The organism is Klebsiella huaxiensis (assembly GCF_003261575.2).
GTDB lineage: Bacteria > Pseudomonadota > Gammaproteobacteria > Enterobacterales > Enterobacteriaceae > Klebsiella > Klebsiella huaxiensis.
Map to the genome: position 1 here is coordinate 3,354,414 of NZ_CP036175.1, position 24,885 is coordinate 3,379,298.

Genomic DNA, 24,885 nt, shown 5'->3' on the forward strand with positions numbered 1-24,885 from the left:
TTTGTATGCACGGTAACCCTTACGTGATAAGGCGTAAGGGACAACAGAAAAATATCGTGACACAAGGGGTCGTCAGTGGGATATAATTCCCGGCTAAATTTGAGTTATTTTGAAATAACAACGCTAACCAAATGATTGTTAAAGTAAAAATACGCAATAACGATAAGGATTAAAGCTATGGGTTTTCTTTCCGGTAAGCGCATTCTGTTGACTGGCCTTGCCAGCAAACTGTCCATCGCCTACGGTATTGCGCAAGCAATGCACCGTGAAGGGGCTGAACTGGCGTTCACCTATCAGAACGAAAAACTGAAAGGTCGTGTGGAAGAATTTGCTGCGGCACTGGGTTCCAACATCGTACTGCCGTGCGACGTGGCTGAAGATGAGAGCATTGAATCTCTGTTCACCGAGCTGGAAAAAGTATGGCCTAAGTTCGACGGTTTCGTGCACTCCATCGGCTTCGCTCCGGCAGATCAGTTGGACGGCGATTATGTTAACGCGGTCACTCGTGAAGGCTTCAAAATCGCCCACGATATCAGCGCCTACAGCTTTGTGGCGATGGCTAAAGCCTGCCGCGGCATGCTGAACCCAGGCTCCGCCCTGCTGACGCTGTCCTACCTGGGTGCTGAGCGCGCGATCCCGAACTACAACGTAATGGGTCTGGCGAAAGCGTCCCTCGAAGCTAACGTTCGTTATATGGCGAACGCTATGGGTCCGGAAGGCGTTCGCGTTAACGCTATCTCTGCCGGTCCGATTCGTACCCTGGCCGCTTCCGGCATTAAAGATTTCCGTAAGATGCTGGCGCACTGCGAAGCGGTCACTCCGATCCGCCGCACCGTCACCACTGAAGACGTGGGTAACAGTGCAGCATTCCTGTGCTCCGACCTGTCTGCAGGCATCTCCGGTGAAGTCGTTCACGTTGACGGTGGTTTCAGCATCGCCGCAATGAACGAGCTGGAACTGAAATAAGTTCTTTGCCCTCCTCGCGTCCGTGAGGAGGGTGCTTTCCCCCGCACTTTTCTTTTGTTATTCCAATCCGCTATTTGTTAGCACGTATCAATATTTTCTCCCGCTCCGGGGTTAAGCCAGGATAGTTCAGCATAGCGCAACCGCGAAACGGTGGTTTGCCACATACCGAACAAGGATCCCCCATGGAGCAACGCCGCGTTAACGGCAAAAACCACTGGTATCATGAGACCCAGTCAACAATCTGCCCGGTGGATGTATTGCCGCTCGTCCCTGAAGCCGCCCATGTCGAAGATCGCTTTCTACTCGACCTGACTCTGCCCGAGGATCTTTTCCAGGCGCATGCGCGTTGGATAGCGCCTGCCCGTCAGTTAGCCGATGCCTTCTTCCCGACGACGGTAGTTGTGAGCCGCTTGCAAACATTTAATGCCTACGACCGGCTAAGTACTGCGCTGACCGTGGCACAGGTTTACGGCGTACAGCGCCTGTGTAACCACTATGCCGCCCGTCTGGCACCGCTTCCCGGCCCGGACTCTTCGCGAGAGAGCAACCGTCGTCTGGCACAGATCACGCAATATGCTCGCCAGCTTGCCAGCTCGCCTTCGGTCATTAACGCGCTATCGCGCAGTCAGTTGGATGAGGTGGGCTTGACCAGCCGCGATATTATTCTGATCAATCAGATTGTTGGCTTTGTCGGCTTTCAGGCCCGCGCTATCGCCGCATTCCAGGCCGCATTAGGTTATCCGGTTCGCTGGATACCCGGCATGCCACAGCAAGAAGATGCGCCAGAAGCGCTTTTTGCCGCGAGTGATATTGATTGGCAGCCGGGCCTGGACGATTCAGATTTACACTACGCCAATGATGAGCGTCAATTGCTGTTAGCTGACTGGCAGAAGCATCCGGGTTTGTTCGAACTGGCACCGCTGCTGGCGACACAGGAGTCACCGCTTAATGTGCTGGAACAAGTTCTGACATATCTCAGCGACGCGCAACAGTTTGTCAGTCAGGTGGCGCTGATAACCGCACGCATTAACGGTAGTACCAGTTGCTTCAACGCCTGGGTCGCACGATGTTCGGATTTGCCAGACCTTATTGAGGCGTTGCGTGGCCATGAGGCAGACGCTCAGGCATGGGGGCAGCAACATCCCCAGGAGCGCGTCATTTTACAGGCCGTCCAGCTCTTGACCCGAGCGCCAGACCGCTTCAGCGCCGCCCAGCTAACTCCCCTTATTGAATACGGACTCTCTCGTACTTCGGCTATCGACCTTCTTGCCTGGTGCGGGCTATGCGGTTGGATGAATCGGCTGAAAATCGCCCTCGGGAATGTGAGTCAGCAGACGTAAAATGCTGAAACAGCGCTTGCTGAGGCAGGCATATTCGCGTAAAAATGTCAGCCGCTCTTTTAGCCACGAAAATAAGAAATTATGTTTCAGGACAACCCGCTGCTAGCGCAGCTTAAACAGCAACTGCATTCCCAGACTCCGCGCGTTGAAGGGGTCGTTAAGGGGACGGAAAAAGGCTTTGGCTTCCTGGAAGTCGACTCACAGAAAAGCTATTTCATTCCGCCACCGCAAATGAAAAAAGTGATGCACGGCGACCGTATTATTGCCGTGGTCAATACTGAAAAAGAACGCGAAAGCGCAGAGCCAGAAGAGCTGGTTGAGCCTTTTCTGACGCGTTTTGTCGGTAAAGTTCATAAGAAAGATGACCGTCTTTCCATCGTTCCTGATCATCCGCTGCTGAAAGATGCCATTCCCTGCCGGGCCGTTCGCGGCGTTGAGCATGATTTTAAAGAGGGTGACTGGGCCGTTGCTGAAATGCGCCGTCATCCACTGAAAGGCGATCGCGGCTTCTATGCCGAGCTGACCCAGTTCATCACCTATGGCGATGACCATTTTGTACCCTGGTGGGTTACCCTCGCGCGCCACAATCTGGAAAAAGAAGCGCCAGATGGCGTAGCAACTGAAATGCTCGACGAAGGTCTGGAGCGCCGCGACCTAACGGCTCTGACTTTTGTGACCATCGACAGCGCCAGCACCGAAGATATGGACGATGCCCTGTACGCAGAGCTTGCCGCGGACGGTAAACTGCACCTGACCGTTGCTATCGCCGATCCGACCGCCTGGATTGCTGAAGGCAGCAAGCTGGACAACACGGCGAAAATTCGCGCCTTTACCAACTATCTGCCGGGCTTCAACATTCCAATGCTGCCGCGCGAGCTGTCAGACGACCTGTGCTCCCTGCGCGCCAACGAAGTTCGTCCGGTTCTGGCCTGCCGTATGATTCTGGCCGATGACGGTACCATTGAAGACGATATCGAATTCTTCACTGCCACCATCATGTCCAAAGCGAAACTGGCTTACGATGATGTTTCCGACTGGCTGGAAAATAACGGCAGTTGGCAGCCAGAGAGCGATGCCATCGCTCAGCAAATCAAACTGCTGCAGGATGTCTGTCTGCGCCGTAGCGAATGGCGTAAAACCCACGCGCTGGTGTTTAAAGACCGCCCGGACTACCGCTTTGTGCTGGGTGAGAAAGGTGAAGTACTGGATATCGTTGCCGAACCACGTCGTATCGCCAACCGCATTGTTGAAGAGTCGATGATTGCCGCCAATATCTGCGCTGCCCGCGTGCTGCGCGATAAACTCGGTTTCGGCGTCTATAACGTCCACACCGGTTTTGACCCGGCAAACACCGAGCAACTGGCTGCGCTGCTGAAGACGCACGATGTGCACGTTGACCCGGTAGAAGTACTGACGCTCGAAGGCTTCTGCAAGCTGCGTCGCGAGCTGGACGCGCAGCCGTCTGGCTTCCTCGACAGCCGCATTCGTCGCTTCCAGTCGTTCGCGGAAATTAGTACCGAGCCGGGACCACACTTCGGTCTGGGCCTTGAAGCTTACGCGACCTGGACGTCTCCGATCCGTAAGTACGGCGACATGATCAACCATCGTCTGCTGAAAGCGGTTATCAAAGGGGAAGCCATTGCGCGTCCGCAGGATGACGTTGCGATACAGATGGCGGACCGCCGTCGTCTTAACCGCATGGCGGAGCGCGATGTCGGAGACTGGCTATACGCCCGTTATCTGAGCCCAAAAGCCGGAACCGATACGCGTTTTGCTGCTGAAATCATTGATGTTAGCCGCGGTGGAATGCGCGTGCGTCTGGTCGATAACGGTGCTGTCGCCTTTATCCCAGCGCCGTTCCTGCACGCCGTTCGCGATGAACTGGTTTGCAGCCAGGAAAATGGTACCGTGCAGATTAAAGGTGAAGTCGTCTACAAAGTGACCGACGTAATTGACGTCACGATTGCCGAAGTTCGCATGGAAACCCGCAGCGTGATTGCGCGTCCTGCCGCCTGATAGACTGCCCTGTGCGGCTCCCGTTCGGAGCCGCATCCTGGCCCTTCCCGTTGTTTTCCTGCGCGTTTTCCGTTAATAACAGTAGATGAGTTAGGTTGTGAGTTTTTTTCGCTTCTCTTTTTCATCCGTTTTTAGCATCATTGATTTTATTCACATTTGTAACCAGGATTACGCCATGTCAGATCTGAATGCCCACCTGCTCGCCCAACGTATTGATACCGTGCTTGATATCCTGGTTGCCGGAGATTATCACTCCGCCATTCATAACCTGGAAATTCTAAAAGCTGAACTGCAGGCGCTTTCCAGTGACGAACAGGAAGCCAAACCCGGCCAAACTAAAGCGCCGTGGGAAATCTAAAATCCTTTATCGCCGCGGTCGGCCGTTCAGCGCCGATTGCCAGCCTCAAATAGCCCTTTAACTGTGATGTTGCTATGAACGCCCGACAACAAAGTATTTTGCAAATGGTCATTGATAAAGGCCGTATGAGCGTGTCCGATCTCGCGAAGATGACCGGTGTCTCTGAAGTCACTATTCGCCAGGATTTGAATTTACTGGAAAAGCAGAGCTATCTGCGACGTACCCATGGTTTCGCTGTTCCTCTGGATAGCGAAGATGTGGAAACCCGCATGATGACCAACTTTTCTATTAAGCGAGAGCTGGCTACGCGAGCCGCTACGCTTGTCTCCGCCGGCGAGACGGTGTTTATCGAAAACGGCAGCTGCAACGCCCTTCTTGCCCGTACGCTTGCCGAGCGTGGCGATATCACCATCATCACCGTCAGTAGCTATATCGCTCACCTGCTTAAAGAGACGCCCGGAGAAGTCATTCTACTGGGGGGGATTTACCAAAAACGCAGCGAAAGTATGGTTGGCCCACTGACGCGGCAGTTCATTCAACAAGTTCACTTCAGCAAGGCATTTATTGGTATCGATGGCTGGCAGGCTGAAACCGGGTTTACCGGCCGGGATATGATGCGCGCCGATGTCGTCAACGCGGTGCTGGAAAAAGGCTGTGAAGCGATTGTGCTAAGCGACAGCTCGAAGTTCAGCGTTGTTCATCCCTATCCACTAGGCCCTGTAGGACGATTTAATCGCATTATTACCGACGACAACCTAAACGATGCCGTTCGCGATCGGCTGGCTGCGTGCGGGTTAATCGTCGATATCGTTAATCACTCTTAATTCCCTATTTCGCTACAACGCCTCACTCTGCCGGGTAAATACCCGGCTCATGCTTCGTCTGAGACTTTTCTGACACCTGAATTAAGACTTTTTACCTCCCTGAAAATTTTATAGAAAGTAAAATTAATGTTAGCGATATAACAGGAAGTGACTATCACCTGCGTGATTAGAGTAACACCTGCGCAACTTAGCTTCATGGAATACCCCTTAAGCAGAAGTAACAAGCTATGCTTATAGGAAGTTGTATCCGTGAATAGATTATTCAGGAGAAAATTATGATGAATTCAATGAACAAAAAAATGACTGCTGCGGTCCTGGCAATAACAGTTGCAATGTCTCTGAGCGCTTGTTCTAACTGGTCTAAACGCGATCGTAACACCGCTATCGGGGCGGGTGCCGGCGCAATCGGCGGTGCAGTATTAACTGACGGTAGCACCCTGGGTACGCTGGGCGGCGCCGCAGTCGGCGGTATTATTGGTCACCAGGTAGGTAAATAATATTTATACCCGTCATACTTCAAGTTGCATATGCATTGGCTTTGTTACTCGGCGCCCCTACGGAGGCAGCGCGAGCGCTGTTCAAAACGGTTCACCGTTTTGTCCTGCAACTAGAATTATTTAGGGTATATCACACGAAATAAAATAAAAATTTATATTAGCTAACTGATTCTCCAGCAAAAAAAATTAAGGCCACGATACGCATATCGTGGCCTTATTATTAGAGTCTACCCCTTGTTGAAGCCAGTTTGGTGCCGGACAGCGCGCAGAAACCGGAACGTACACGTAGTACGTGAGGATTTCGAGCACTGCCCGGTGCCAAACTGGCGAACAAAATAGCCTAATGGGATAGGCTCTTAGCCGCCTGCCAGTTTAACTTTCATGCCTTTCGCTTCGAGAAGTGATTTGAGTAAATCACGCTTATCGCCCTGAATCTCAATCACGCCATCCTTTACTGAACCGCCGCAGCCGCATTTCTTTTTCAGTTCAGCAGCCAGCTTAGCCAGCGCCTCGTCGTTTTCATCGATACCTGTAATCAAGCACACGCCTTTGCCTTTGCGACCGCTGGTCTGACGCTGAATGCGCACAATGCCATCACCTTTCGCCCGCTCTTGTACCTGTTTAGGCTCATCGATACGCCCGCTGTCCGTCGAATACACCAGACGACTGTTGGAATCGCTCATCACGCCCCCTTGTTCAATGATGCATTAATACTACTTAGCGTGGCGGCCGGCTCGGCAGACTGAGTCACCGGGCGGCCAATGACCATATAATCCACACCAGCGGCCAGCGCCTGTTCCGGCGTCATGATCCTCCGCTGATCGCCTGCATCGCTGCCTTGCGGACGAATGCCTGGCGTCACCAGCTTAAATGCCTGACCTAGTTCCTGTTTGAAGCGCACCGCTTCCTGCGCTGAACAAACAACGCCATCCAGACCACAGTTCTGGGTCAGCGCCGCCAGCTTCGCGGCATAATCGGCCGGGGAAAGCGTAATGCCCAGATCCTGCAGGTCGCTGGCTTCCATACTGGTTAATACGGTCACCGCGATCAGCAGCGGCGCATCATTACCAAATGGTAGCAAGGCTTCACGTGCGGCGGTCATCATGCGCGCGCCGCCGGAGGCATGAACGTTGACCATCCAGACGCCGAGCTCTGCTGCTGCCGCAACCGCACGTGCCGTGGTATTTGGAATATCGTGAAATTTCAGGTCGAGGAAAACCTCAAAACCACGCTGGTGCAGGTCGCGAACAAGCTGTGGACCAAACAGAGTAAACATCTCTTTGCCAACCTTCAGGCGGCAGTCGCGTGGGTCGATGCGGTCGACAAATGCCAGCGCTTTATCACGGTTATCATAATCAAGAGCAACAACAATAGGAGAGGATGTGACAACGCGGGAAGAAGATGTAGCAGTAGACGTCATGACCGGACCTTAATTGTTGATGGGCGCCAGTGTGGCGCAAAAAGGTAAACGGGCAGCATTCTACCTGCGATAAGGCAAAAATGACAGGTTGTATTTCCCGCCCTGCCAGGCGGGTTTACTTCCGATGCCAAGGGAAATGAAGGATAAAAACACCTTAGTATGTTGTAACTAAAATACGGATTTTTTTTAATCTACTGCCCATCAAGGCCGCGAATTGGCTTAATTGTTGCCCATGAGCGACAGGATGGACAGTGCCAGTACAGCGTATGGGCGGTAAAACCACATTTCTGGCAGCGGTAGCGCGGCTTACTGCGAACCTGTTCACCGACCATCTGGCGTAAAACACCCAGGCTCTCTTTCGCCCGCCCCTCTTCAGCCTCGCTGATATGGTAGTCAATTAGCTTATGGAACACGCGCATCGTCGGATGACGCTCCAGCTGACGCGTGACGTAGTTTTGCGCCGACTCCATACCTTCCCGCTGTTCAAGGATTTGCGCTAGCATTAAGTCAGCGGTCGCCCCGGTATTTTCTTCTGTGCAGCGGCGCAAAAACGCTTCCCACTCATCGGTTTTGCCCAACTGCTGGTAACAGGTTTGCAGCATATCTAACGTTTCGCCGACCAGTTCTTTGTCCTGCTCGATGACGCGCTCCAGGCTCTCTACCGCTTTGGCATAATCGCCCTTTTCCATCCATACCCGGCCCATCATAATGGAGACACGAGCGCTATTACGATCGGCAGTGGCCCCTTTTTTCAGTAACGTCATGGCCTTATCCAGATCGTTACCCGCCATTTGCTGTAAGGCAAGCTCACACCAAAAATTGGCAATTTCGCCGCGATGTTTATCTTTGCCCAGCTTAACCAGACGTTCTGCCATTTCAATAGCGGACTGCCAGTCGCTGGTTGCCTGATAAATTTGCAGCAGCTGTTGCAAGGCACCGAGACGAAAATCGGTTTCATCCACCAGCTGTTTAAACATGCTTTCCGCACGGTCATACAGACCAGCGGCCATGTAGTCGCGACCGAGTTGCTGTACGGCCAGCAGTCGCTGGTCATACGTCAACGAAGCGCTTTCCATCAGGCTTTGATGAATGCGGATGGCCCGGTCAACCTCGCCGCGAGAGCGGAACAGGTTACCAAGCGTCAGGTGGGCTTCAACGGTACCGGTATCCTCTTTCAGCATATCGAGGAACAGATCAACGGCTTTATCCTGCTGATTGCTCAGCAGGAAGTTGACCCCCGCCACATAATCACGTGACAGACGGCTCGCATCGTCCTGTTTGGACTGTTGTGCACTTCTGCGCCCCATATACCAACCGTAGGCAGCGGCAACGGGCAAAAGCAGAAACAACAACTCCAACATAAATGATTATTCCTTCACCGCGGGAACACCGGCTTGCGCAGGTGTAGCGCTGGTTGGTGCGATCTGGTGTTCCAGACGCTTGATTCTACGTTCAGCACGCGCCAGCGAGACGCGAACGCGCAGCCAGAAAAGACCGCAAATCAGCCAACCAATAGCAAAACCAGCAGCAAACAGGACAGCCAGCAGTGTCGAAATCCGGAATTCACCCTGCGCGAGCAAATAATTGAATGTGACTACCTGGTCATTTTGCGCACCCAGCGTCACTGAAATGACAAAGATCGCTAACACCAGTAAGAAAATGAGTAAATATTTCACATTACTTCCCGTTATGTGGGTTGCGCGAAAAAATCCCGCGTTCAGCCCTATAAAGTATCATTTTCGCCGCAGCGGTGAAATGGAAATGCACAACGCCAGTACAGGATATGCGGCCTGATGGCGGTAAAATCAACATTACTCCGGGACTGCAGCCCTTTTTTTAATGTCCTGAGCCTCTTCCCCCGGCGGCGATAGCGGACCACAAAACCGTTGTGTAAGCCAGGTCGCCAGGGTAACCAGCAGCCAGGAAATCACGGTTGCCACGATCAAGTCCAGCGGCCAGTGCATACCAAGCGCAAGGCGGCTGCCCATCACCGCAGTGGCCCATGTTAGCAGTAGCGCCAGAGTGACCCAACGACGCCGCGGCCACAGCAAACCAACGCCGAGTAATGCCCAACTGGCGGCAAACATCGTGTGACCGGATGGGAAAGCGAATCCAGTCTCTTTCTGCCAGTGCTTACGCAGAAATTTAGGAATTTGCTGCTCTTGCGCTAACTGCTCATGCACCAGTTTAGCGCGATCTTTACGTTTCAATGCGTAGAATTGATTCACCGGCACTTGTTGCGTCTTTTCCAGCCAAATGACGAAGGGCCGAGGCTCCTGCACGCGATCTTTAATCCAGGATTTCATGCCCTGCCCGATCAAAATTGCAGCCGCCAGAATCAGAAACAGCACGATTGCCGCCCGTAGACGAAAACGCAGGCACCACAGGAACCAGCCGCACAGGATAACGTGGGTAATAACGCCCCAGGGCTGAGTCACCGTTTCGGTCACCCAATACAACAGCTTCATCACCCCTTCCGGCAACCCCGGATGCCATTTCCAGCCGGAAATCCAGACTACAACAGGCATAACTAATAACAGCGCCGCGCCAACGGCGGTTCGTCTGGCAATCAACAGCATCTCGTCTCCTTATCATTGACCTGGATATCATAACGGAAAGTGGTTCGTTTGTGCGCTTTGCACGCAAGCAGCCGTGCGCAATTAGGAGAACGTCACGCCGTTGTGGCAAAATAGCGGCAAACAGAAGCACAGTCAGGTGCTGATAGAATCTGGAGAATCACATGCAGCTTAAACGTGTGGCAGAAGCCAAACTGCCAACCCCATGGGGCGATTTTCTCATGGTGGGTTTTGAAGAACTGGCAACCGGGCAGGATCACGTTGCCCTGGTTTTTGGCGATATCTCGGGGCAGATCCCCGTTCTGGCTCGCGTACATTCAGAGTGCTTGACGGGCGATGCCCTTTTTAGTCTGCGTTGTGATTGCGGGTTTCAGCTAGAAGCGGCATTGTCGCATATTGCCGAAGAGGGTCGCGGGATCCTGCTATATCACCGTCAGGAAGGGCGCAATATTGGCCTGCTGAACAAAATCCGCGCCTATGCTTTACAAGATCAGGGTTATGACACAGTCGAAGCTAACCATCAGCTCGGTTTTGCCGCCGATGAGCGCGACTTCACGCTGTGCGCCGATATGTTTAAGTTGCTCAACGTCGATCAAGTGCGCCTGTTAACCAACAATCCAAAGAAGGTCGAAATTCTGACCGAAGCAGGAATAAACATTGTTGAACGCGTACCGCTGATCGTGGGTCGCAACCCGAAAAACGCGCACTATCTGGATACGAAAGCCGCCAAAATGGGGCACTTGCTCAATAAATAATCCGGGCAGAAAAATTCAGGGCCAGCATACGCTGGCCCTCTTTGTTTAAAGCATCGTGGTCTATAGCATATTGCGAATGACATAATGCAGAATGCCATCGTTCTGGTAGTACGTCAGCTCAGTGGCGGTATCGATACGACAGCGGCAGTCTATAACGTCCAGTTTGCCGTCTGCTCGGGTTAGGGTTATCGGAACCGTCATCCCTGGCTGCAGTGATTGCAGGTTGCTGATATCGATCCGCTCCGCACCAGTGAGTCCCAGCGTTTTACGCGTAACACCCTGCGGGAATTCTAACGGCAATATCCCCATCCCAATCAGGTTCGAGCGGTGGATACGCTCGAAAGATTCAGCAATAACCACCCTGACGCCAAGTAGACGCGGTCCTTTCGCTGCCCAGTCGCGGCTGGAGCCTGAGCCATACTCTTTCCCGGCGATCACCGCCAGCGGCGTGCCTTCATCTTTGTACAACATGGCCGCATCATAAATCGCAATAGGTTCACTATCGGGAAGATGGCGCGTCATCCCTCCTTCCACTCCGGGCACCATTTCGTTGCGAATACGGATATTGGCAAACGTACCGCGCATCATCACCTCGTGGTTTCCGCGTCGCGAACCGTAGGAGTTAAAATCGGTGCGTTCAACGCCATGATTTTGCAGGTAACGACCCGCCGGGCTATCGGCTTTGATGCTACCCGCAGGTGAAATGTGGTCAGTTGTCACTGAGTCACCCAGCATCGCCAGAATGCGCGCGCCATGAATGTCTTCTACCGGTTTGGGTTCAACGCCCATGTCGTCAAAGAACGGCGACAGGCGAATATAGGTTGAGTCATCCTGCCAGTCGTAGGTATCAGAGCGATCCACTTTTATCGACCGCCATTCAGGCGTCCCTTCAAACACTTCGGCGTACTCCTTATGGAACATCTCCGTCGAAACCTGCTCAACCGCACGCGCTACTTCTGCTCCACTTGGCCAGATATCTTTCAGATACACTGGCTGACCGTCTTTGCCGATGCCCAACGGTTCGCGGGTCAGGTCGAGGTTCATATTGCCCGCCAGCGCGTAAGCTACAACCAGAGGTGGCGAGGCCAGCCAGTTAGTTTTCACCAGCGGATGAATTCGGCCTTCAAAGTTACGGTTACCGGAAAGCACGGCCCCGACGGTCAAATCGCCCTGTTTGATTGCGCGCTCAATCGGATCCGGCAACGGCCCGGAGTTACCGATACAGGTCGTACAACCATACCCCACCAGGTTAAAACCCAGCTCATCAAGATATGGCGTCAACTTTGCATGGGCCAGATAGTCGGAGACCACTTTCGAACCCGGCGCCAGCGAGGCCTTCACCCACGGCTGCGGCTTTAATCCCCGCTCGACAGCATTTTTTGCCAGCAGGCCGGCGGCCATCAACACGCTGGGGTTAGAAGTGTTGGTACATGAGGTAATCGCGGCAATCGCCACCGCACCATCCGGCAGCGAATATTGCTGTCCGTTCAGCGTATAGTCGATAGGCCGCTTGTCTTTCTGCGCATGGTTAACTTCCAGCTCGGCGCTGGCGGCAAAAGCTTTAGGGACATCACCCAGAGCAACGCGATCCTGCGGACGCTTCGGCCCTGCCAGGCTAGCTTCTACGGTCCCCATATCCAGCGCCAGAGAGCTGGTGAAGATCGGTTCGTCCCCAGGCTGTCGCCACATCCCCTGCGCTTTCGCATAGGCTTCCACCAGCGCCACCTGCTCTTCGCTGCGCCCGGTCAGGCGCATATAGCTCAGTGTGACAGCATCAATAGGGAAGAAACCGCATGTCGCGCCGTACTCCGGCGACATATTAGCGATAGTGGCACGGTCTGCCAGCGGTAATGAATCAAGTCCATCTCCATAGAACTCGACAAATTTACCCACTACGCCATGTTTGCGCAGCATTTGCGTCACGGTTAGCACCAGGTCGGTGGCGGTGATACCTTCGCGCAGCTTGCCGCTCAGCTTGAAACCGACAACATCCGGGATCAGCATGGAAACTGGCTGTCCCAGCATCGCGGCTTCCGCTTCGATGCCGCCAACGCCCCACCCCAGTACGCCGAGGCCATTGATCATCGTAGTATGCGAGTCGGTCCCGACCAGGGTATCCGGGTACGCCACCCATTCGCCGTTTTGCTCTTCACTCCATACCGCCTTGCCAAGATACTCAAGGTTAACCTGGTGGCAAATTCCGGTGCCCGGCGGCACCACGCTGAAGCGGCTGAACGCCTGCTGTCCCCAGCGCAAAAATACGTAGCGTTCGTGGTTACGCTCCATCTCAAGACGGACGTTCTCTTCAAACGCATCATCATCGCCAAAGCGGTCTACCGTCACCGAGTGGTCAATGACCAGATCGACGGGAGAGAGTGGATTCACTTTGGCTGTATCGCCTCCCAAGCGTTTTACCGCTTCACGCATCGCTGCCAGATCCACCACGGCGGGAACGCCGGTAAAATCCTGCATCAGCACACGCGCCGGACGGTAGGCGATCTCTCGATCAGCATGTGCATTTTTCAGCCATCCGGCCAGGGCGTGAATATCTTCGGCGGTCACCGAATCACCGTCCTGCCAGCGCAGAAGGTTTTCCAGTAGTACTTTGAGGGATTTGGGCAAACGCGAGAGATCGCCCAGTTCTTTGGCGGCCAGCGGTAAGCTGTAGTAATGCCAGGTCTTATCATTAACCTGTAAGGTTTCCTTGCTGGCGGCTCGTAGGGTTGACGACATAGCTCCTCCTTAACATAGGGATAGCAAGCCCTGATCCTCCTCAGGGACATTATTAAAGATAACACATCTTTGACGTAACATTTTGATAACAACTCAAATTGCTAAAATCGATGAAACGCATCAAGACAGAAATTTTGAATAATGGGTGCTAAAAATATTGAGAAGGTTTGAAGGAGGTATGTTTTATTACTGCGGAGTTGTATTAGTACACGAGTACAAAAGAAGAACTAATCGCCACTATTTTGACGATTAGTTCAGCAGAGTAAATTTATAGAGAGAGACCAAAAAGGCAAAAAATATATACTCCTTATTACTGTTATTTTATCGAATGGAAATAGTTCTCAAATCCAGACTGTCATAAAAACGACACAATCAATTTGACTGGAAATGTGCTCTAGTTAAGTAACCAAACGTTGCAGACAACCAGAGCAATGACGCTCCAGAACATCGCAAGCCCAAGGATAACGGCGCTCCAGGCCTTACTTCTCAAAACCGGATCTATCTCAGTCTTGTCACGTTCCTGTGACATCGCATACTTCATATAATCGATATCACTAATCATTTTTTCACCACCAATCGTTAATAACAACTAAGTACAGATAAATCTTAATTATGGATTCAGTATTAATCCAGTGATTTTATCCCTCGGAAGATGAATTTCATCAATACTTTGATCGCGACGGGTATATTTGCAAATGTGGTAGGATGAGTTAACAAAAATTGTGATTCAGACGAGGTTTAGATATTCAATTATAGGCCATCATAGGATTTGGCATCCCCTTGAGGATGCCATTATTATTTGTACGCTTATTTTTCCGGTAACTTAATATCTTTGAACATCGCTTCAATATCTTCATTTGAACGCAATGCCACAGCGGTATCGACGACATCGCGCGTCAGATGTGGGGCGAAACGTTGAATAAAATCATACATATAGCTTCGCAGGAAGGTACTACGACGGAAGCCGATTTTAGTCGTGCTGTGGCTGAAAATATCGTTGGCATCAAGCTTGACCAGATCCGGATCGGAGACAGGATCTACTGCCATGCTAGCAATAACCCCTACCCCAAGGCCCAGGCGCACGTAAGTTTTTATTACATCAGCATCGGTTGCGGTAAAGACAATGCGTGGCGTCAACCCGGCACGGTTAAAAGCAGTATCCAGCTCGGAACGACCGGTAAACCCGAAGGTGTAGGTCACCAGCGGATACTGCGCCAGTTCCTCGATAGATACCGAACCTCGGGAAGCCAGCGGGTGCTCCGGCGTCACAACAACGGAGCGGTTCCAGTGATAGCAAGGCAGCATGACTAAATCATCATAGAGATGCAGCGCTTCGGTCGCGATAGCAAAGTCAGCGTTACCTTTCGAGACTGCCTCCGCGATTTGCGTTGGCGAGCCCTGATGCATGTGCAATGAGACGCGCGGATAGCGTTCGATAAACCCTTTAATCACCCCCGGGAGCGCGTAGCGAGCCTGAGTATGAGTGGTCGCAACGTACAGCGAACCTTTATCAGGCCAGGTGTGTTCACCGGCGACCGACTTTATCGCATCCACTTTTGACAAGACTTCACGAGCAATGCGGATGATCTCCTGCCCGGCGGGAGTCACCTGAGTTAAATGTTTGCCGCTGCGGGCGAAAATCTGAATTCCCAGCTCATCTTCCAGCATGCGGACCTGCTTGCTGATGCCTGGCTGTGAGGTATACAGCCCTTCGGCAGTAGAGGAGACGTTCAGATTATGGTTAACAACCTCAACGATGTAGCGGAGCTGCTGTAGTTTCATGGCTGATATCCGATAACGCGTAAAATGAACCCGCTTAATACATTTTACGTTCAGGCGACTTCCTGGCAGGCAAGCAAGACCCTACCATCCCTGCGACTCGCCATGCTGGCGCCACAACGCATCCTGAAAACGATGATGTATAAGACGATTTGATAATAAAAAAGAGATTAGCTATAACCACTATATCATTTATATCTACAGTGTATAGATACTAACGAAAAATAATAAGCCGGTTATAAGGCGGGGAAAATACAGGATTAAATGTTGTAGATCAGTGACCTGTAATGTTAAAAAAGGCCGCAATGCGGCCCTTCTTAGCGGTCATAGCGCTTACTTCTTCGCTTCAGTCCATTTACCATCAATATAGAAGGCTGACCAGCCGGTCGCTTTACCGTCTTTCTCTGAAGCAACGTACTGTTGCTTAGTCTTACGGCTAAAACGCACCATTGTTTTGTTGCCTTCCGGATCCTGCTGCGGCGCATCGGCCAGATAACGCAGTTTCTCAGCCAGACGATCGCGGAAGCGATACAGCTCCTCCACTAACGGCGCACGAGTTTCACGCGATTTAGGGAAGGTGTTCGCAGCCAGGAAAACACCTGCTGCGCCATCACGCAACACAAAGTAAGCGTCTGATTTCTCGCACGGGAGTTCTGGCAGCGGAACCGGATCTTCTTTCGGCGGTGCCACTTCCCCGTTACGCAGGATCTTACGCGTATTTTTACACTCATCGTTAGTACAAGCCATGTACTTACCAAAACGCCCCATCTTCAGGTGCATTTCGGAACCACATTTTTCACACTCAACGATCGGACCATCATAGCCCTTGATGCGGAACTCACCCTCTTCGATCTCGTAGCCATCGCAGGTCGGGTTATTACCGCAGACGTGCAGTTTACGTTTCGGATCGATGAGGTAGCTGTCCATCGCCGTGCCGCATTTCTGGCAGCGACGTTTAGCGCGCAACGCGTTGGTTTCGGCGTCATCACCTTCCAGCACGTTCAGCACTTCGTTTTCCGGCACCAGGTTGATGGTGGTCTTACAGCGCTCTTTCGGCGACAGCGCATAGCCTGAGCAACCCAGGAAGACGCCGGTCGTCGCGGTACGGATGCCCATCTGACGGCTACAGGTCGGACAGTCGATGCTGGTCAGCACCATCTGGTTCGGCTGCATACCGCCCTCTTCAGGGTCTTTTTCTGCTTTTTCCAACTGGTTGGTGAAGTCGCCGAAGAAGCTATCGAGCACCTTCTTCCACTCGGCTTCGTGGTTAGCCACCTGGTCAAGGCTGTTTTCCATCTGCGCGGTAAAATCGTAGTTCATCAGCTCGCGGAAGTTGGCTTCCAGGCGATCGGTAACGATCTCACCCATTTTCTCTGCGTAGAAACGACGATTTTCACTGCGCACATAGCCGCGATCCTGAATGGTCGAAATGATCGACGCATAGGTGGACGGACGGCCGATACCGCGTTTTTCCAGCTCTTTAACCAAAGAAGCTTCACTAAAGCGCGCAGGCGGTTTGGTAAAGTGCTGTGCCGGGAGCAGTTCAACCAGGCTTAAGCTATCGCCCTGTTTAACCACCGGCAGAACCCTGTCTTCATCGCCTTTGCGCAACGCTGGCATCACTTTCGTCCAGCCATCAAAGCGCAGCGTACGACCGCGCGCCTTGAGTTTAAAATCACCCGCTTTTACGGTCAGCGTGGTGGAGTCGTATTGCGCAGGCGTCATCTGACAGGCGACAAACTGGCGCCAAATCAGTTGATACAGTTTCTGCGCATCCGCTTCCATATCTTTCAGCGATTCCGCCACCACGTTCACGTCGGAAGGACGAATCGCTTCGTGCGCTTCCTGCGAATTTTCTTTGCTGGTGTACTGATTGGCGTTTTCCGGCAGGTATTTCTTGCCGAAATTATCGCCAATATAGCCACGAACCATATTTACTGCATCCTGACTCAGGTTGGTGGAGTCAGTACGCATGTAGGTGATGTAGCCCGCTTCATACAAACGCTGCGCCATCATCATGGTTTTCTTCACCCCGAAGCCCAGACGCGTGCTGGCCGCCTGCTGCAGAGTGGAGGTAATAAATGGTGCGCCAGGCTTGCTGCTGGTTGGCTTGTCTTCGCGCTCAAGGACGCTATAACCCGCTTTTTCCAGCAGGCTGACCGCCGCCATAGTTTCGTCACGATTGACCGGACGGAATGGCTTATCGGCTTTATGCGTTACCTGCAACGACAGCGCGTCGCCACCAGGCGTGGTGGTGTTGGCGTCAATTTCCCAGAACTCTTCCGGAACAAACGCTTTAATTTCGCGTTCGCGCTCAACAACCAGACGCACGGCAACGGACTGAACGCGGCCTGCGGACAGACCACGAGCAATCTTTTTCCACAACAGTGGAGACACCATGTAACCCACAACGCGGTCCATAAAACGACGCGCCTGCTGGGCGTTAACACGGTCAATATTCAGTTCGCCCGGCTTTTCAAAAGCCTGACGGATAGCATTTTTGGTGATCTCATTGAACACCACGCGACTATAGCGCTGCTCATCACCACCGATAACTTCCCGCAGGTGCCATGCAATGGCTTCCCCTTCGCGGTCAAGGTCGGTTGCGAGGTAGATGTGGTCGGCTTTTTCTGCCAACTGCTTGAGTTCCGCGACGACCTTTTCTTTACCCGGAAGTATTTCATAGTGCGCATCCCAGTCATGCCACGGGTCCACGCCCATACGATTGACCAGAGCACCACGTTCATCCTTCTTAGGCTTTTTAGCCCCTTTGGTGGCGGTAGAGTCGGCGCTCTTTTTGGAAGTTGAGCCACTGGTCGGCAAATCTCGGATATGACCGACGCTGGATTTCACCACGTAGTCATTACCCAGATACTTATTGATCGTTTTGGCTTTTGCCGGGGACTCAACGATAACGAGAGCTTTACCCATATTCACCTTTACCTAATTTGATTCATCCAGGAATACATCGCACATTGATTCACCATCCACTGGCGACACGTCACAACCTAATGTTGCGTCGTTGTCGATGGATATCAACCCTTTGCATTGGTTTCACATCCATAAAACCAGATTGCTGAGTTTGCTGGCATTATCTTGCCAGGCGACATAGCACGAATAATTTTTGGCCGAATGTCAAGCAAATCTGCTGCCAGATCGCTGAAAGCGTCACACTGTACCTGATAAAATTCGTTACGCAACTTTATTAGCATGCAAAAGCAAATCCCGCCACTAAACTGATGTTTATTAGGCCTCTGCGATTCCCCCAACAAGATTAATGGAAAATTTGCCCCTCGCCGCGGTGCGGCGTAGACTACCGGCGAAGAACCACAGGAGGCATTTATGCAAGGTACAACCCAACCCATCGATCGCCAGAAGCTGCTTGAAAAAGCCAATAAACTCATCCGCGAACATGAGGATACGTTAGCCGGGATCGAAGCTACCGACGTCGTTCAGCGTAACGGCGTGCTGGTGTTCAGCGGCGAGTTTTATCTTGATGAGCAGGGTCTGCCAACGGCAAAAAGTACGGCGGTATTTAATATGTTCAAATACCTCGCACATGAGCTGTCTGATAAATATCACCTGGCAGATTAACCATTACCTGCCGGGCTAATACGACAACGCGAGGCTTGAGCCTCGCGTTGTTTTGTTTACATCAGCGGTTTTTGTCCGCGTTGCCACCATCGTAGCAGCAGTTTGTCGACACTTTCAGCCGCGCTGCCGGTAAAGCGGTCGAGCATCTTCTTACGTTGTTGATAACGCACGCTGATGACCTCGTGCTTATCCATCAGTCCCAGCAGCAGTTCATCACTGGTTTCCACCTCGTCCACCAGGCCTTTTTCCAGCGCCTGAGTACCGTACCAATGTTCGCCAGTTGCCACCTGCTCAATATCCAACGAGGGACGCATCTGGTGAACAAAATCTTTGAACAGCCGATGCGTATCGTTCAGGTCTTCGCGGAATTTCTGTCGCCCTTCTTCGGTATTTTCGCCCAGCATCGTCAGGGTACGTTTGTACTGTCCGGCCGTATGCAGCTCAATGTCGATATCTTTGTTTTTCAGGAAGCGGTTGATATTAGGGATCTGCGCCACGACGCCAATAGAACCAAGAATGGCAAACGGCGCAGAGACGATTTTATTCGCCACGCAGGCCATCATGTAACCACCGCTGGCCGCTACTTTATCTACCGCTACCGTTAACGGGATCTGTTTATCACGAAGGCGTTGCAACTGCGAAGCGGCAAGACCATAGCCATGCACCACGCCGCCGGGGCTTTCCAGGCGAATAACGACCTGATCCCGCGCTTTCACCGCTGCCAGCACCGCGGTAATTTCTTCACGCAGGCTGCTGACTTCATGAGCATCCATACTGCCTTTAAAATCCAGCACCCAAACGCGCGGCTTGCCTTCCGGCTCTGCCGTGCCCAACTTCGCGCGCGCCTTTGCCGCTTTTGCTTCCTGCTTAAGCTTTTTCTTTTGCCCTTTGTGCCACAGTTTTTGCTGTGGGACGTCGAGCAACGAAACCGCCAGCTCTTCCTTCATCTCCTTATATTGCTCGCTAAGATTGGTCACCCGGAGCTCACCGCGCTGCCTTTTGCGCTGAGTCAGGTTAACAATAATGGCGACGACAACCGCAATAGCGACAACAATGGTCGCGATTTTGGCCAAAAACAGGCCATATTGAGCAAGTAATTCCACGTTTTCACCTTGTGTAAAGCACTGACGTTGACGCACAGTGTACATCAGCCATCTGCGAGAAGTCTTTGTGCTTTGCGTCGCATGCGAGGCGCATTCCTGTTTTTTTCAGCGACGATGAAATCGTTGCAAGATATTAATTCCGCGAAGACTTTCCGTTTCACTGATTGCAATAGCAGGCGCTTTCAGGCATAAAGCGCAAAAGTAAGATACCGAATAGCCAGCGCGATCGTCAGCAGATCGCCCGAGGAGTCGCCGTGCATTATCAACCGCAACGTCACCTGTTACAGGACCGCATCATCCTGGTTACCGGCGCCAGCGACGGCATTGGCCGTGAAGCCGCCCTGACCTATGCTCGCTACAGCGCCAGCGTGATCCTGGTTGGCCGTAATGAAGAGAAGCTGCGTCGCGTCGCACAAGAGATTCAGCAAGCAGGAGGTATTCCTGCCCCATGGTTCACGCTTGACCTGTTGACCTGCACGCCGCAGGAGTGCCAGCAGTTGGCGCAGAAGATTGCTATTCACTACCCACGTCTTGACGGCGTACTGCACAACGCAGGTCTGCTGGGCGATATCTGCCCAATGGATGAACAAAAGCCGGACATATGGCAGCAGGTTATGCAGGTGAACGTAAATGGCACCTTTATGCTCACTCAGGCATTGCTTCCTTTATTACTCAAATCTGAGTCCGGTTCTCTGGTCTTCACCTCCTCCAGCGTGGGTCGTCAGGGGCGAGCGAACTGGGGTGCTTATGCGGCGTCCAAATTTGCCACCGAAGGCATGATGCAGGTGCTGGCTGAGGAGTATCAAAGCCGCCATCTGCGGGTTAACTGCATCAATCCTGGCGGCACGCGCACCAAAATGCGCGCCAATGCTTTCCCAACCGAAGATCCGCAAAAATTGAAAACGCCTGCCGATATCATGCCGGTTTATCTGTGGCTGATGGGCGACGATAGCCGTCGCAAGACGGGAATGACTTTTGACGCCCAACCGGGCCGTAAACCAGGAATCGCACAATGAGTGATGAACGCTACCGTGAACGCCAGCAGCGGGTAAAAGATAAGGTCGATGCCCGCGTGGCGTCAGCCCAGGAAGAACGCGGCATTGTGATTGTGTTTACCGGCAACGGTAAAGGCAAAACTACCGCCGCTTTTGGCACCGTTACCCGCGCCGTCGGGCATGGCAAAAAGGCCAGTGTTGTGCAGTTTATTAAAGGCACCTGGCCGAACGGAGAGCGCAATCTGCTTGAACCGCACGGCGTTGAATTTCAGGTGATGGCCACCGGCTTCACCTGGAATACTCAGGATCGCGAAAGCGACACAGCCGCCTGCCTCGCCGTCTGGGAACATGGGCGCAGAATGCTGGCCGATGAAAGCCTGGATCTCGTTTTACTGGACGAGCTAACCTACATGGTGGCCTATGACTACCTGCCGCTGGAAGACGTGCTGACTGCTCTGCGCAACCGCCCTGCGCATCAAACGGTCATTATTACCGGTCGCGGTTGCCATCGTGAAATTACCGAACTGGCCGATACCGTCAGCGAATTGCGTCCTGTTAAGCACGCGTTTGATGCCGGAATTAAGGCGCAGATAGGGATCGATTACTAAGCGTCAGCCGTTCAAGTAACGCATAATTAAGCGGCAGGCACAGGCAATCTTCCCCCATCGCCAGTTCGCTTTCGAGAATGTTTTGTCGCGAGACAAAGCGTTTACGATATTCGGTCGGCGTCACCCCACAGTATTTATTAAATGCGGCAATCAGGTATTTATGCTCCTGAAAGCCGCAACTGTGGCTGATATCGGTGATTGGCGTGCGGGTGTCGCGCAGTAGGGTGCGGGCTTTATTCAGCCGTACCAGCGTCAGATACTCTTTGAAATTATGCCGACTGACCTTTTTAAACAGCCGCGAAAACCATGAGTAGCTCATTCCGGTATGGCTGGCGACTTCGCTCAGGGTCAGCGGTTGGTCAAAATGCTGATTAATAAAATCAATGCCTTTCTTGATCATCGCCTCTTCACGCAGCGTACTTTCCGCTTGTTGCGTCGGCTTCCCGGCTGTCACTATCGCATCCAATAACAGATAAATCGCCGCGATGCGTTGAAAAGGCGGGTGGTTATCAATCAACCGCTCCAGTAATGCCGCCAGGCGTCGATGAACGTCGTTGTCAGTCGACGAATAAACCTGCCCGGAAGTGCACCAACTCAGCAGTGGAGAAGGATGTAGCTCATCAAACAGGCCGGGAGAAAACTGTACGGTCACCAGTTGGCTTCCCGTATCCTCCGCGCTAAGCGAGTGCACTTCTTCAGCGTTGATATACAGCATATCCCCCTGCGCCAGCTCCACGCTGTGCTGGCCAACGGAGACCGTAAATCGCCCCGCCAGCACGGTAATCAGCTCCGGAGCCGGATGCCAGTGAGGTTCGCAGTAACGCACCTCGGCGGCAAACACGTTCAGCTTCTCTGCGTCAAAAGCAATCAGCTCATAGCCGCTATTTACCGTCTGCCGTCCGGTTTGCATCACTGCGCGAGAGTGAGTGACTGAAAAAGGGAACATGCGCAATCTCCTGTCGTTAGCCGTTAATTACGCCCCGCCAACACGGCGTTCAGCTCGTTGCGATCGATGTCCAACGCTAAAAACTCAGTCAACGCAATCAGCAGACCACAAAATAGGTCCGGTGCCAGGCGAATCAATTTTTCACGCACCTGATCCACCGGCAACTGGCTTTTATCAGCGATCAGACTCACTACGCGGGCAAAGGCCTCCGGCTGTTGGATCAACTGTTGGAGCGAGTTATCATCGCGCAGCGGCACATAGCGCGGCGGGCAGTCCACTGTAATTTCCGCACAAAGCGGCAGGTCGCGGGATGAGCTACCAACGCGGAGCTTCCAGAGACCCGGCGTCACCACCCAGTCCCCAAGGCCTGGATGGTAACAGGCCAGCTCGGCAACAGACAGTTGCAGGCTCACGCGACGAGTTTCCCCTGCGGCTAGTTCCACTTTACTGAACGCCTTCAATGCCTGCACTTCACGAATCAGTTCACCGTCAGGCGCACTCACATATAGCTGAACAACCTCTTTACCGGTGAATGCACCGCAGTTGGTCAGATCAAACGAAACGGCGAGGGTCTCGTTTTCCTCTAATCGTGAGGCTGAGAGCGCGACATTATCGTAAACAAATCGGGTATAGCTTAAGCCAAAGCCGAACGGAAACAGCGGCGTCAGGCGGCGTTTATCGTAGTAACGATAACCGACAAAAAGCCCTTCTCCGTAGTGATGGCGTAGATTCTCTCCCGGATAGTGCAGCCATGCGGGGGTCTCTTCCAGCGAATTGGGAACCGTCACGGTTAATTTACCGCACGGGTTGCGCTGGCCAAAGAGAATTTCCGCCACCGCGCGGCCCATACCCTGCCCGGCGAAGAAAGTTTCCAGCAGCGCTTTACACTCACCAAGCCATGGCATGACGACCGCATCGCTGTTGGCCAGTATCACCACCACATTTGGCTGGACCGCCGCCACTTCCCGGATCAGCCGCTCATGAACCGGCAGAATATTCAGGTCCTGACGATCGCCATTCTCGCCATCTTCACCGACAGCGGTACTGACAAAGATCACCGCCACATCCGCCTCCTGCGCAACGGCGCGGGCCTGTGCCAAAGCCTGTTCATCACAGCGCAGATCGTCCGGGGCCCCCTCCGCCCAGGAGACGCTAAAATCATCCCCGGCAAGGTCAAAAATTTCATCCAGCGGACGATCCAGCAGATACGGCACGGTGGTTGCGCATCCGGAGCCCTGAATCACTGGCTCCTGCGCCGGCTTACCCAGCACCGCGATGCGTGGCGTCTTCCCTGGGCGCAGCGGCAGCAGATCATCTTCATTTTTCAGCAAGACGATAGATTCGGCTGCCAGTTGTTGCGCCAGCGCATGGTGCGCCGGAAAATCAGCGCGCGTTTGCGGGCGACGATGACGCCAGACTTTATCCAGAAGCGCCAACATTCGCTGACAGGCCCGATCCACGACTTCCATCGGTACCTCTCCTGATTCAATCGCCGCCAGCAGAGTTTGTTTATCGCGTCGGGTTTCCGGCATTGCCAGGTCGTTGCCCGCCATCAGCGAGGCCGGACGGTCCTTAATCCCGTACCAGTCGGACATCACCAGGCCGTCATACCCCCACTCATCGCGCAGCACCTGGGTGAGCAAAAACGGATCCTGGGATGTCTGCACCCCGTTAAGGCGATTGTAAGAGGACATCACCGTCCACGGCTGGGATTTCTTAATCGCGCGCTGGAAACCCGCCAGATAGATTTCGCGTAGCGCCCGCTCTTCAATAATCGAGTCCATTTCCGTGCGGCGGTACTCCGAGTTATTCGCTGCGAAATGTTTCAAACTCGCACCAACACCTTCCTGTTGCAGTCCGTTAATCAGCGCTGCCGCAATGTCGCCGCTGACTACCGGGTCTTCAGCGTAATATTCATAGCCGCGGCCCGCCAGCGGAGTGCGACGAATGTTGATGCCCGGGCCAAGCAGGATCCCAACGCCCATCTGCTGACACTCTGTCCCCAGCGCTTGCCCCATCTGATGTACCAGCCCCACATCCCAACTACAGGCCAGGCTGGAGCCATTTGGAAAGCAGGTTGCCGGAAGCGAGGCGCTGAAAAGCGCCTCACTCCCCCCCTTCGCTGCGGATTCTTCAGCGCTGGCCTGGTCTGCGGTCTGGGTGATGACCGAGATAAAGTCATCCATGCTCCACTTTTCACGGCCATCAATTTGCGCACTACTGTAACGAACGCCGTAAGTACCGTCCGTCATAACGATATCTGCAATACCATGCTGTGGTAGAGAAGCCGTGCGCCACAGGCCACTACCAGTCAGCAGCGCCACTTTGTCTTCCACGCTCATCGCGGCGAGGGTCGTGTTAAAATCGTTATTCAT

At 53.0% G+C, this 24,885-nt stretch carries 22 protein-coding genes; 10 read left to right on the forward strand and 12 right to left on the reverse strand.

Going from position 1 to position 24,885, the window contains the following annotated elements; all coding sequences use genetic code 11:
• Positions 1–177 precede the first annotated feature (177 nt).
• The 6 genes from fabI to osmB all read left to right on the forward strand — a co-directional run bounded on the left by fabI (position 178) and on the right by osmB (position 6,001).
• Entirely contained in the window at positions 178–966 is a 789-nt protein-coding gene (fabI, locus tag DA718_RS16165) for an enoyl-ACP reductase FabI (RefSeq protein ID WP_112216491.1), read from the forward strand.
• Positions 967–1,148: 182 nt separating this feature from the next.
• Positions 1,149–2,306, forward strand: coding sequence for a carboxymuconolactone decarboxylase family protein (locus tag DA718_RS16170; protein ID WP_112216490.1), 1,158 nt, complete (start codon positions 1,149–1,151; stop codon positions 2,304–2,306).
• An 81-nt stretch (positions 2,307–2,387) separates the two neighbouring features.
• Positions 2,388–4,322 (forward strand): exoribonuclease II, encoded by a 1,935-nt coding sequence (locus DA718_RS16175; RefSeq protein ID WP_112216489.1) that lies wholly within the window; start codon positions 2,388–2,390, stop codon positions 4,320–4,322.
• Between the two features lie 175 nt (positions 4,323–4,497).
• Complete coding sequence (locus DA718_RS16180; RefSeq protein ID WP_112216488.1) at positions 4,498–4,680, forward strand: YciZ family protein; 183 nt, start codon at positions 4,498–4,500, stop codon at positions 4,678–4,680.
• A gap of 74 nt (positions 4,681–4,754) precedes the next feature.
• Positions 4,755–5,504, forward strand: a complete 750-nt coding sequence (gene yciT, locus DA718_RS16185; protein ID WP_112216487.1) for a DNA-binding transcriptional regulator YciT — start codon at positions 4,755–4,757, stop codon at positions 5,502–5,504.
• A 278-nt stretch (positions 5,505–5,782) separates the two neighbouring features.
• Entirely contained in the window at positions 5,783–6,001 is a 219-nt protein-coding gene (osmB, locus tag DA718_RS16190; protein WP_112216513.1) for an osmotically-inducible lipoprotein OsmB, read from the forward strand.
• Positions 6,002–6,357: 356 nt separating this feature from the next.
• Here osmB and yciH read toward each other — a convergent pair whose 3' ends face one another.
• The 5 genes from yciH to pgpB form a co-directional block, all read right to left on the reverse strand.
• A complete protein-coding gene (yciH, locus tag DA718_RS16195) occupies positions 6,358–6,684 on the reverse strand; it encodes a stress response translation initiation inhibitor YciH (protein ID WP_110273493.1) in 327 nt (108 codons plus the stop codon).
• Complete coding sequence (pyrF, locus tag DA718_RS16200) at positions 6,684–7,421, reverse strand: orotidine-5'-phosphate decarboxylase (protein WP_112216486.1); 738 nt, start codon at positions 7,419–7,421, stop codon at positions 6,684–6,686. The genes yciH and pyrF overlap by 1 nt, the downstream gene beginning before the upstream one ends.
• Positions 7,422–7,612: 191 nt before the next feature.
• Positions 7,613–8,782, reverse strand: a complete 1,170-nt coding sequence (gene lapB / locus DA718_RS16205; RefSeq protein ID WP_112216485.1) for a lipopolysaccharide assembly protein LapB — start codon at positions 8,780–8,782, stop codon at positions 7,613–7,615.
• Positions 8,783–8,788: 6 nt separating this feature from the next.
• On the reverse strand, positions 8,789–9,097 hold the full coding sequence (locus DA718_RS16210) for a LapA family protein (protein WP_110273496.1): 309 nt from the start codon (positions 9,095–9,097) through the stop codon (positions 8,789–8,791).
• Between the two features lie 135 nt (positions 9,098–9,232).
• Positions 9,233–10,000, reverse strand: a complete 768-nt coding sequence (gene pgpB, locus DA718_RS16215) for a phosphatidylglycerophosphatase B (RefSeq protein WP_112216484.1) — start codon at positions 9,998–10,000, stop codon at positions 9,233–9,235.
• Positions 10,001–10,161: 161 nt separating this feature from the next.
• On the opposite strand from pgpB, the gene ribA reads away from it, so the two are divergent.
• Positions 10,162–10,752, forward strand: a complete 591-nt coding sequence (gene ribA / locus DA718_RS16220; protein WP_110273498.1) for a GTP cyclohydrolase II — start codon at positions 10,162–10,164, stop codon at positions 10,750–10,752.
• Between the two features lie 60 nt (positions 10,753–10,812).
• Here the strand turns inward: ribA and acnA are convergent, their stop codons facing one another.
• The 4 genes from acnA to topA all read right to left on the reverse strand — a co-directional run bounded on the left by acnA (position 10,813) and on the right by topA (position 18,195).
• A complete protein-coding gene (gene acnA / locus DA718_RS16225; RefSeq protein WP_112216483.1) occupies positions 10,813–13,485 on the reverse strand; it encodes an aconitate hydratase AcnA in 2,673 nt (890 codons plus the stop codon).
• A 394-nt stretch (positions 13,486–13,879) separates the two neighbouring features.
• The gene (locus DA718_RS16230) at positions 13,880–14,047 is read right to left on the reverse strand and encodes a YmiA family putative membrane protein (RefSeq protein WP_110273500.1); all 168 of its coding nucleotides are present in this window, start codon (positions 14,045–14,047) and stop codon (positions 13,880–13,882) included.
• A 245-nt stretch (positions 14,048–14,292) separates the two neighbouring features.
• Positions 14,293–15,267, reverse strand: coding sequence for an HTH-type transcriptional regulator CysB (gene cysB / locus DA718_RS16235; RefSeq protein WP_110273501.1), 975 nt, complete (start codon positions 15,265–15,267; stop codon positions 14,293–14,295).
• A gap of 330 nt (positions 15,268–15,597) precedes the next feature.
• Entirely contained in the window at positions 15,598–18,195 is a 2,598-nt protein-coding gene (gene topA / locus DA718_RS16240) for a type I DNA topoisomerase (protein WP_112216482.1), read from the reverse strand.
• A gap of 411 nt (positions 18,196–18,606) precedes the next feature.
• Between topA and DA718_RS16245 the strand changes: the two genes are divergently transcribed.
• Entirely contained in the window at positions 18,607–18,858 is a 252-nt protein-coding gene (locus tag DA718_RS16245; RefSeq protein WP_112216481.1) for a YciN family protein, read from the forward strand.
• Positions 18,859–18,914: 56 nt separating this feature from the next.
• Here the strand turns inward: DA718_RS16245 and sohB are convergent, their stop codons facing one another.
• Complete coding sequence (gene sohB / locus DA718_RS16250; protein ID WP_112216480.1) at positions 18,915–19,961, reverse strand: protease SohB; 1,047 nt, start codon at positions 19,959–19,961, stop codon at positions 18,915–18,917.
• A gap of 254 nt (positions 19,962–20,215) precedes the next feature.
• Here sohB and DA718_RS16260 point away from each other — a divergent pair, with 254 nt between their 5' ends.
• Positions 20,216–20,977 (forward strand): YciK family oxidoreductase, encoded by a 762-nt coding sequence (locus DA718_RS16260; RefSeq protein ID WP_112216479.1) that lies wholly within the window; start codon positions 20,216–20,218, stop codon positions 20,975–20,977.
• Entirely contained in the window at positions 20,974–21,564 is a 591-nt protein-coding gene (cobO, locus tag DA718_RS16265) for a cob(I)yrinic acid a,c-diamide adenosyltransferase (protein ID WP_112216478.1), read from the forward strand. The genes DA718_RS16260 and cobO overlap by 4 nt, the downstream gene beginning before the upstream one ends.
• On the opposite strand, the gene DA718_RS16270 is transcribed toward cobO, so the two are convergent.
• The gene (locus DA718_RS16270) at positions 21,536–22,510 is read right to left on the reverse strand and encodes a helix-turn-helix transcriptional regulator (protein WP_112216477.1); all 975 of its coding nucleotides are present in this window, start codon (positions 22,508–22,510) and stop codon (positions 21,536–21,538) included. The genes cobO and DA718_RS16270 overlap by 29 nt on opposite strands.
• A 23-nt stretch (positions 22,511–22,533) precedes the next feature.
• The gene (locus tag DA718_RS16275; RefSeq protein ID WP_112216476.1) at positions 22,534–24,885 is read right to left on the reverse strand and encodes a beta-glucosidase family protein; all 2,352 of its coding nucleotides are present in this window, start codon (positions 24,883–24,885) and stop codon (positions 22,534–22,536) included.

Bases quoted from the DNA above. Each gene is read 5' to 3' on its own strand.
- yciH (WP_110273493.1), bottom strand. From the start codon at position 6,684: ATGAGCGATTCCAACAGTCGTCTGGTGTATTCGACGGACAGCGGGCGT.
- DA718_RS16180 (WP_112216488.1), top strand. From the start codon at position 4,498: ATGTCAGATCTGAATGCCCACCTGCTCGCCCAACGTATTGATACCGTG.
- DA718_RS16270 (WP_112216477.1), bottom strand. From the start codon at position 22,510: ATGTTCCCTTTTTCAGTCACTCACTCTCGCGCAGTGATGCAAACCGGA.
- DA718_RS16245 (WP_112216481.1), top strand. From the start codon at position 18,607: ATGCAAGGTACAACCCAACCCATCGATCGCCAGAAGCTGCTTGAAAAA.
- pyrF (WP_112216486.1), bottom strand. From the start codon at position 7,421: ATGACGTCTACTGCTACATCTTCTTCCCGCGTTGTCACATCCTCTCCT.
- cysB (WP_110273501.1), bottom strand. From the start codon at position 15,267: ATGAAACTACAGCAGCTCCGCTACATCGTTGAGGTTGTTAACCATAAT.
- fabI (WP_112216491.1), top strand. From the start codon at position 178: ATGGGTTTTCTTTCCGGTAAGCGCATTCTGTTGACTGGCCTTGCCAGC.
- DA718_RS16170 (WP_112216490.1), top strand. From the start codon at position 1,149: ATGGAGCAACGCCGCGTTAACGGCAAAAACCACTGGTATCATGAGACC.
- yciT (WP_112216487.1), top strand. From the start codon at position 4,755: ATGAACGCCCGACAACAAAGTATTTTGCAAATGGTCATTGATAAAGGC.
- acnA (WP_112216483.1), bottom strand. From the start codon at position 13,485: ATGTCGTCAACCCTACGAGCCGCCAGCAAGGAAACCTTACAGGTTAAT.
- DA718_RS16230 (WP_110273500.1), bottom strand. From the start codon at position 14,047: ATGATTAGTGATATCGATTATATGAAGTATGCGATGTCACAGGAACGT.
- cobO (WP_112216478.1), top strand. From the start codon at position 20,974: ATGAGTGATGAACGCTACCGTGAACGCCAGCAGCGGGTAAAAGATAAG.
- topA (WP_112216482.1), bottom strand. From the start codon at position 18,195: ATGGGTAAAGCTCTCGTTATCGTTGAGTCCCCGGCAAAAGCCAAAACG.
- DA718_RS16275 (WP_112216476.1), bottom strand. From the start codon at position 24,885: ATGAATAACGATTTTAACACGACCCTCGCCGCGATGAGCGTGGAAGAC.
- osmB (WP_112216513.1), top strand. From the start codon at position 5,783: ATGAATTCAATGAACAAAAAAATGACTGCTGCGGTCCTGGCAATAACA.
- pgpB (WP_112216484.1), bottom strand. From the start codon at position 10,000: ATGCTGTTGATTGCCAGACGAACCGCCGTTGGCGCGGCGCTGTTATTA.
- DA718_RS16175 (WP_112216489.1), top strand. From the start codon at position 2,388: ATGTTTCAGGACAACCCGCTGCTAGCGCAGCTTAAACAGCAACTGCAT.
- lapB (WP_112216485.1), bottom strand. From the start codon at position 8,782: ATGTTGGAGTTGTTGTTTCTGCTTTTGCCCGTTGCCGCTGCCTACGGT.
- ribA (WP_110273498.1), top strand. From the start codon at position 10,162: ATGCAGCTTAAACGTGTGGCAGAAGCCAAACTGCCAACCCCATGGGGC.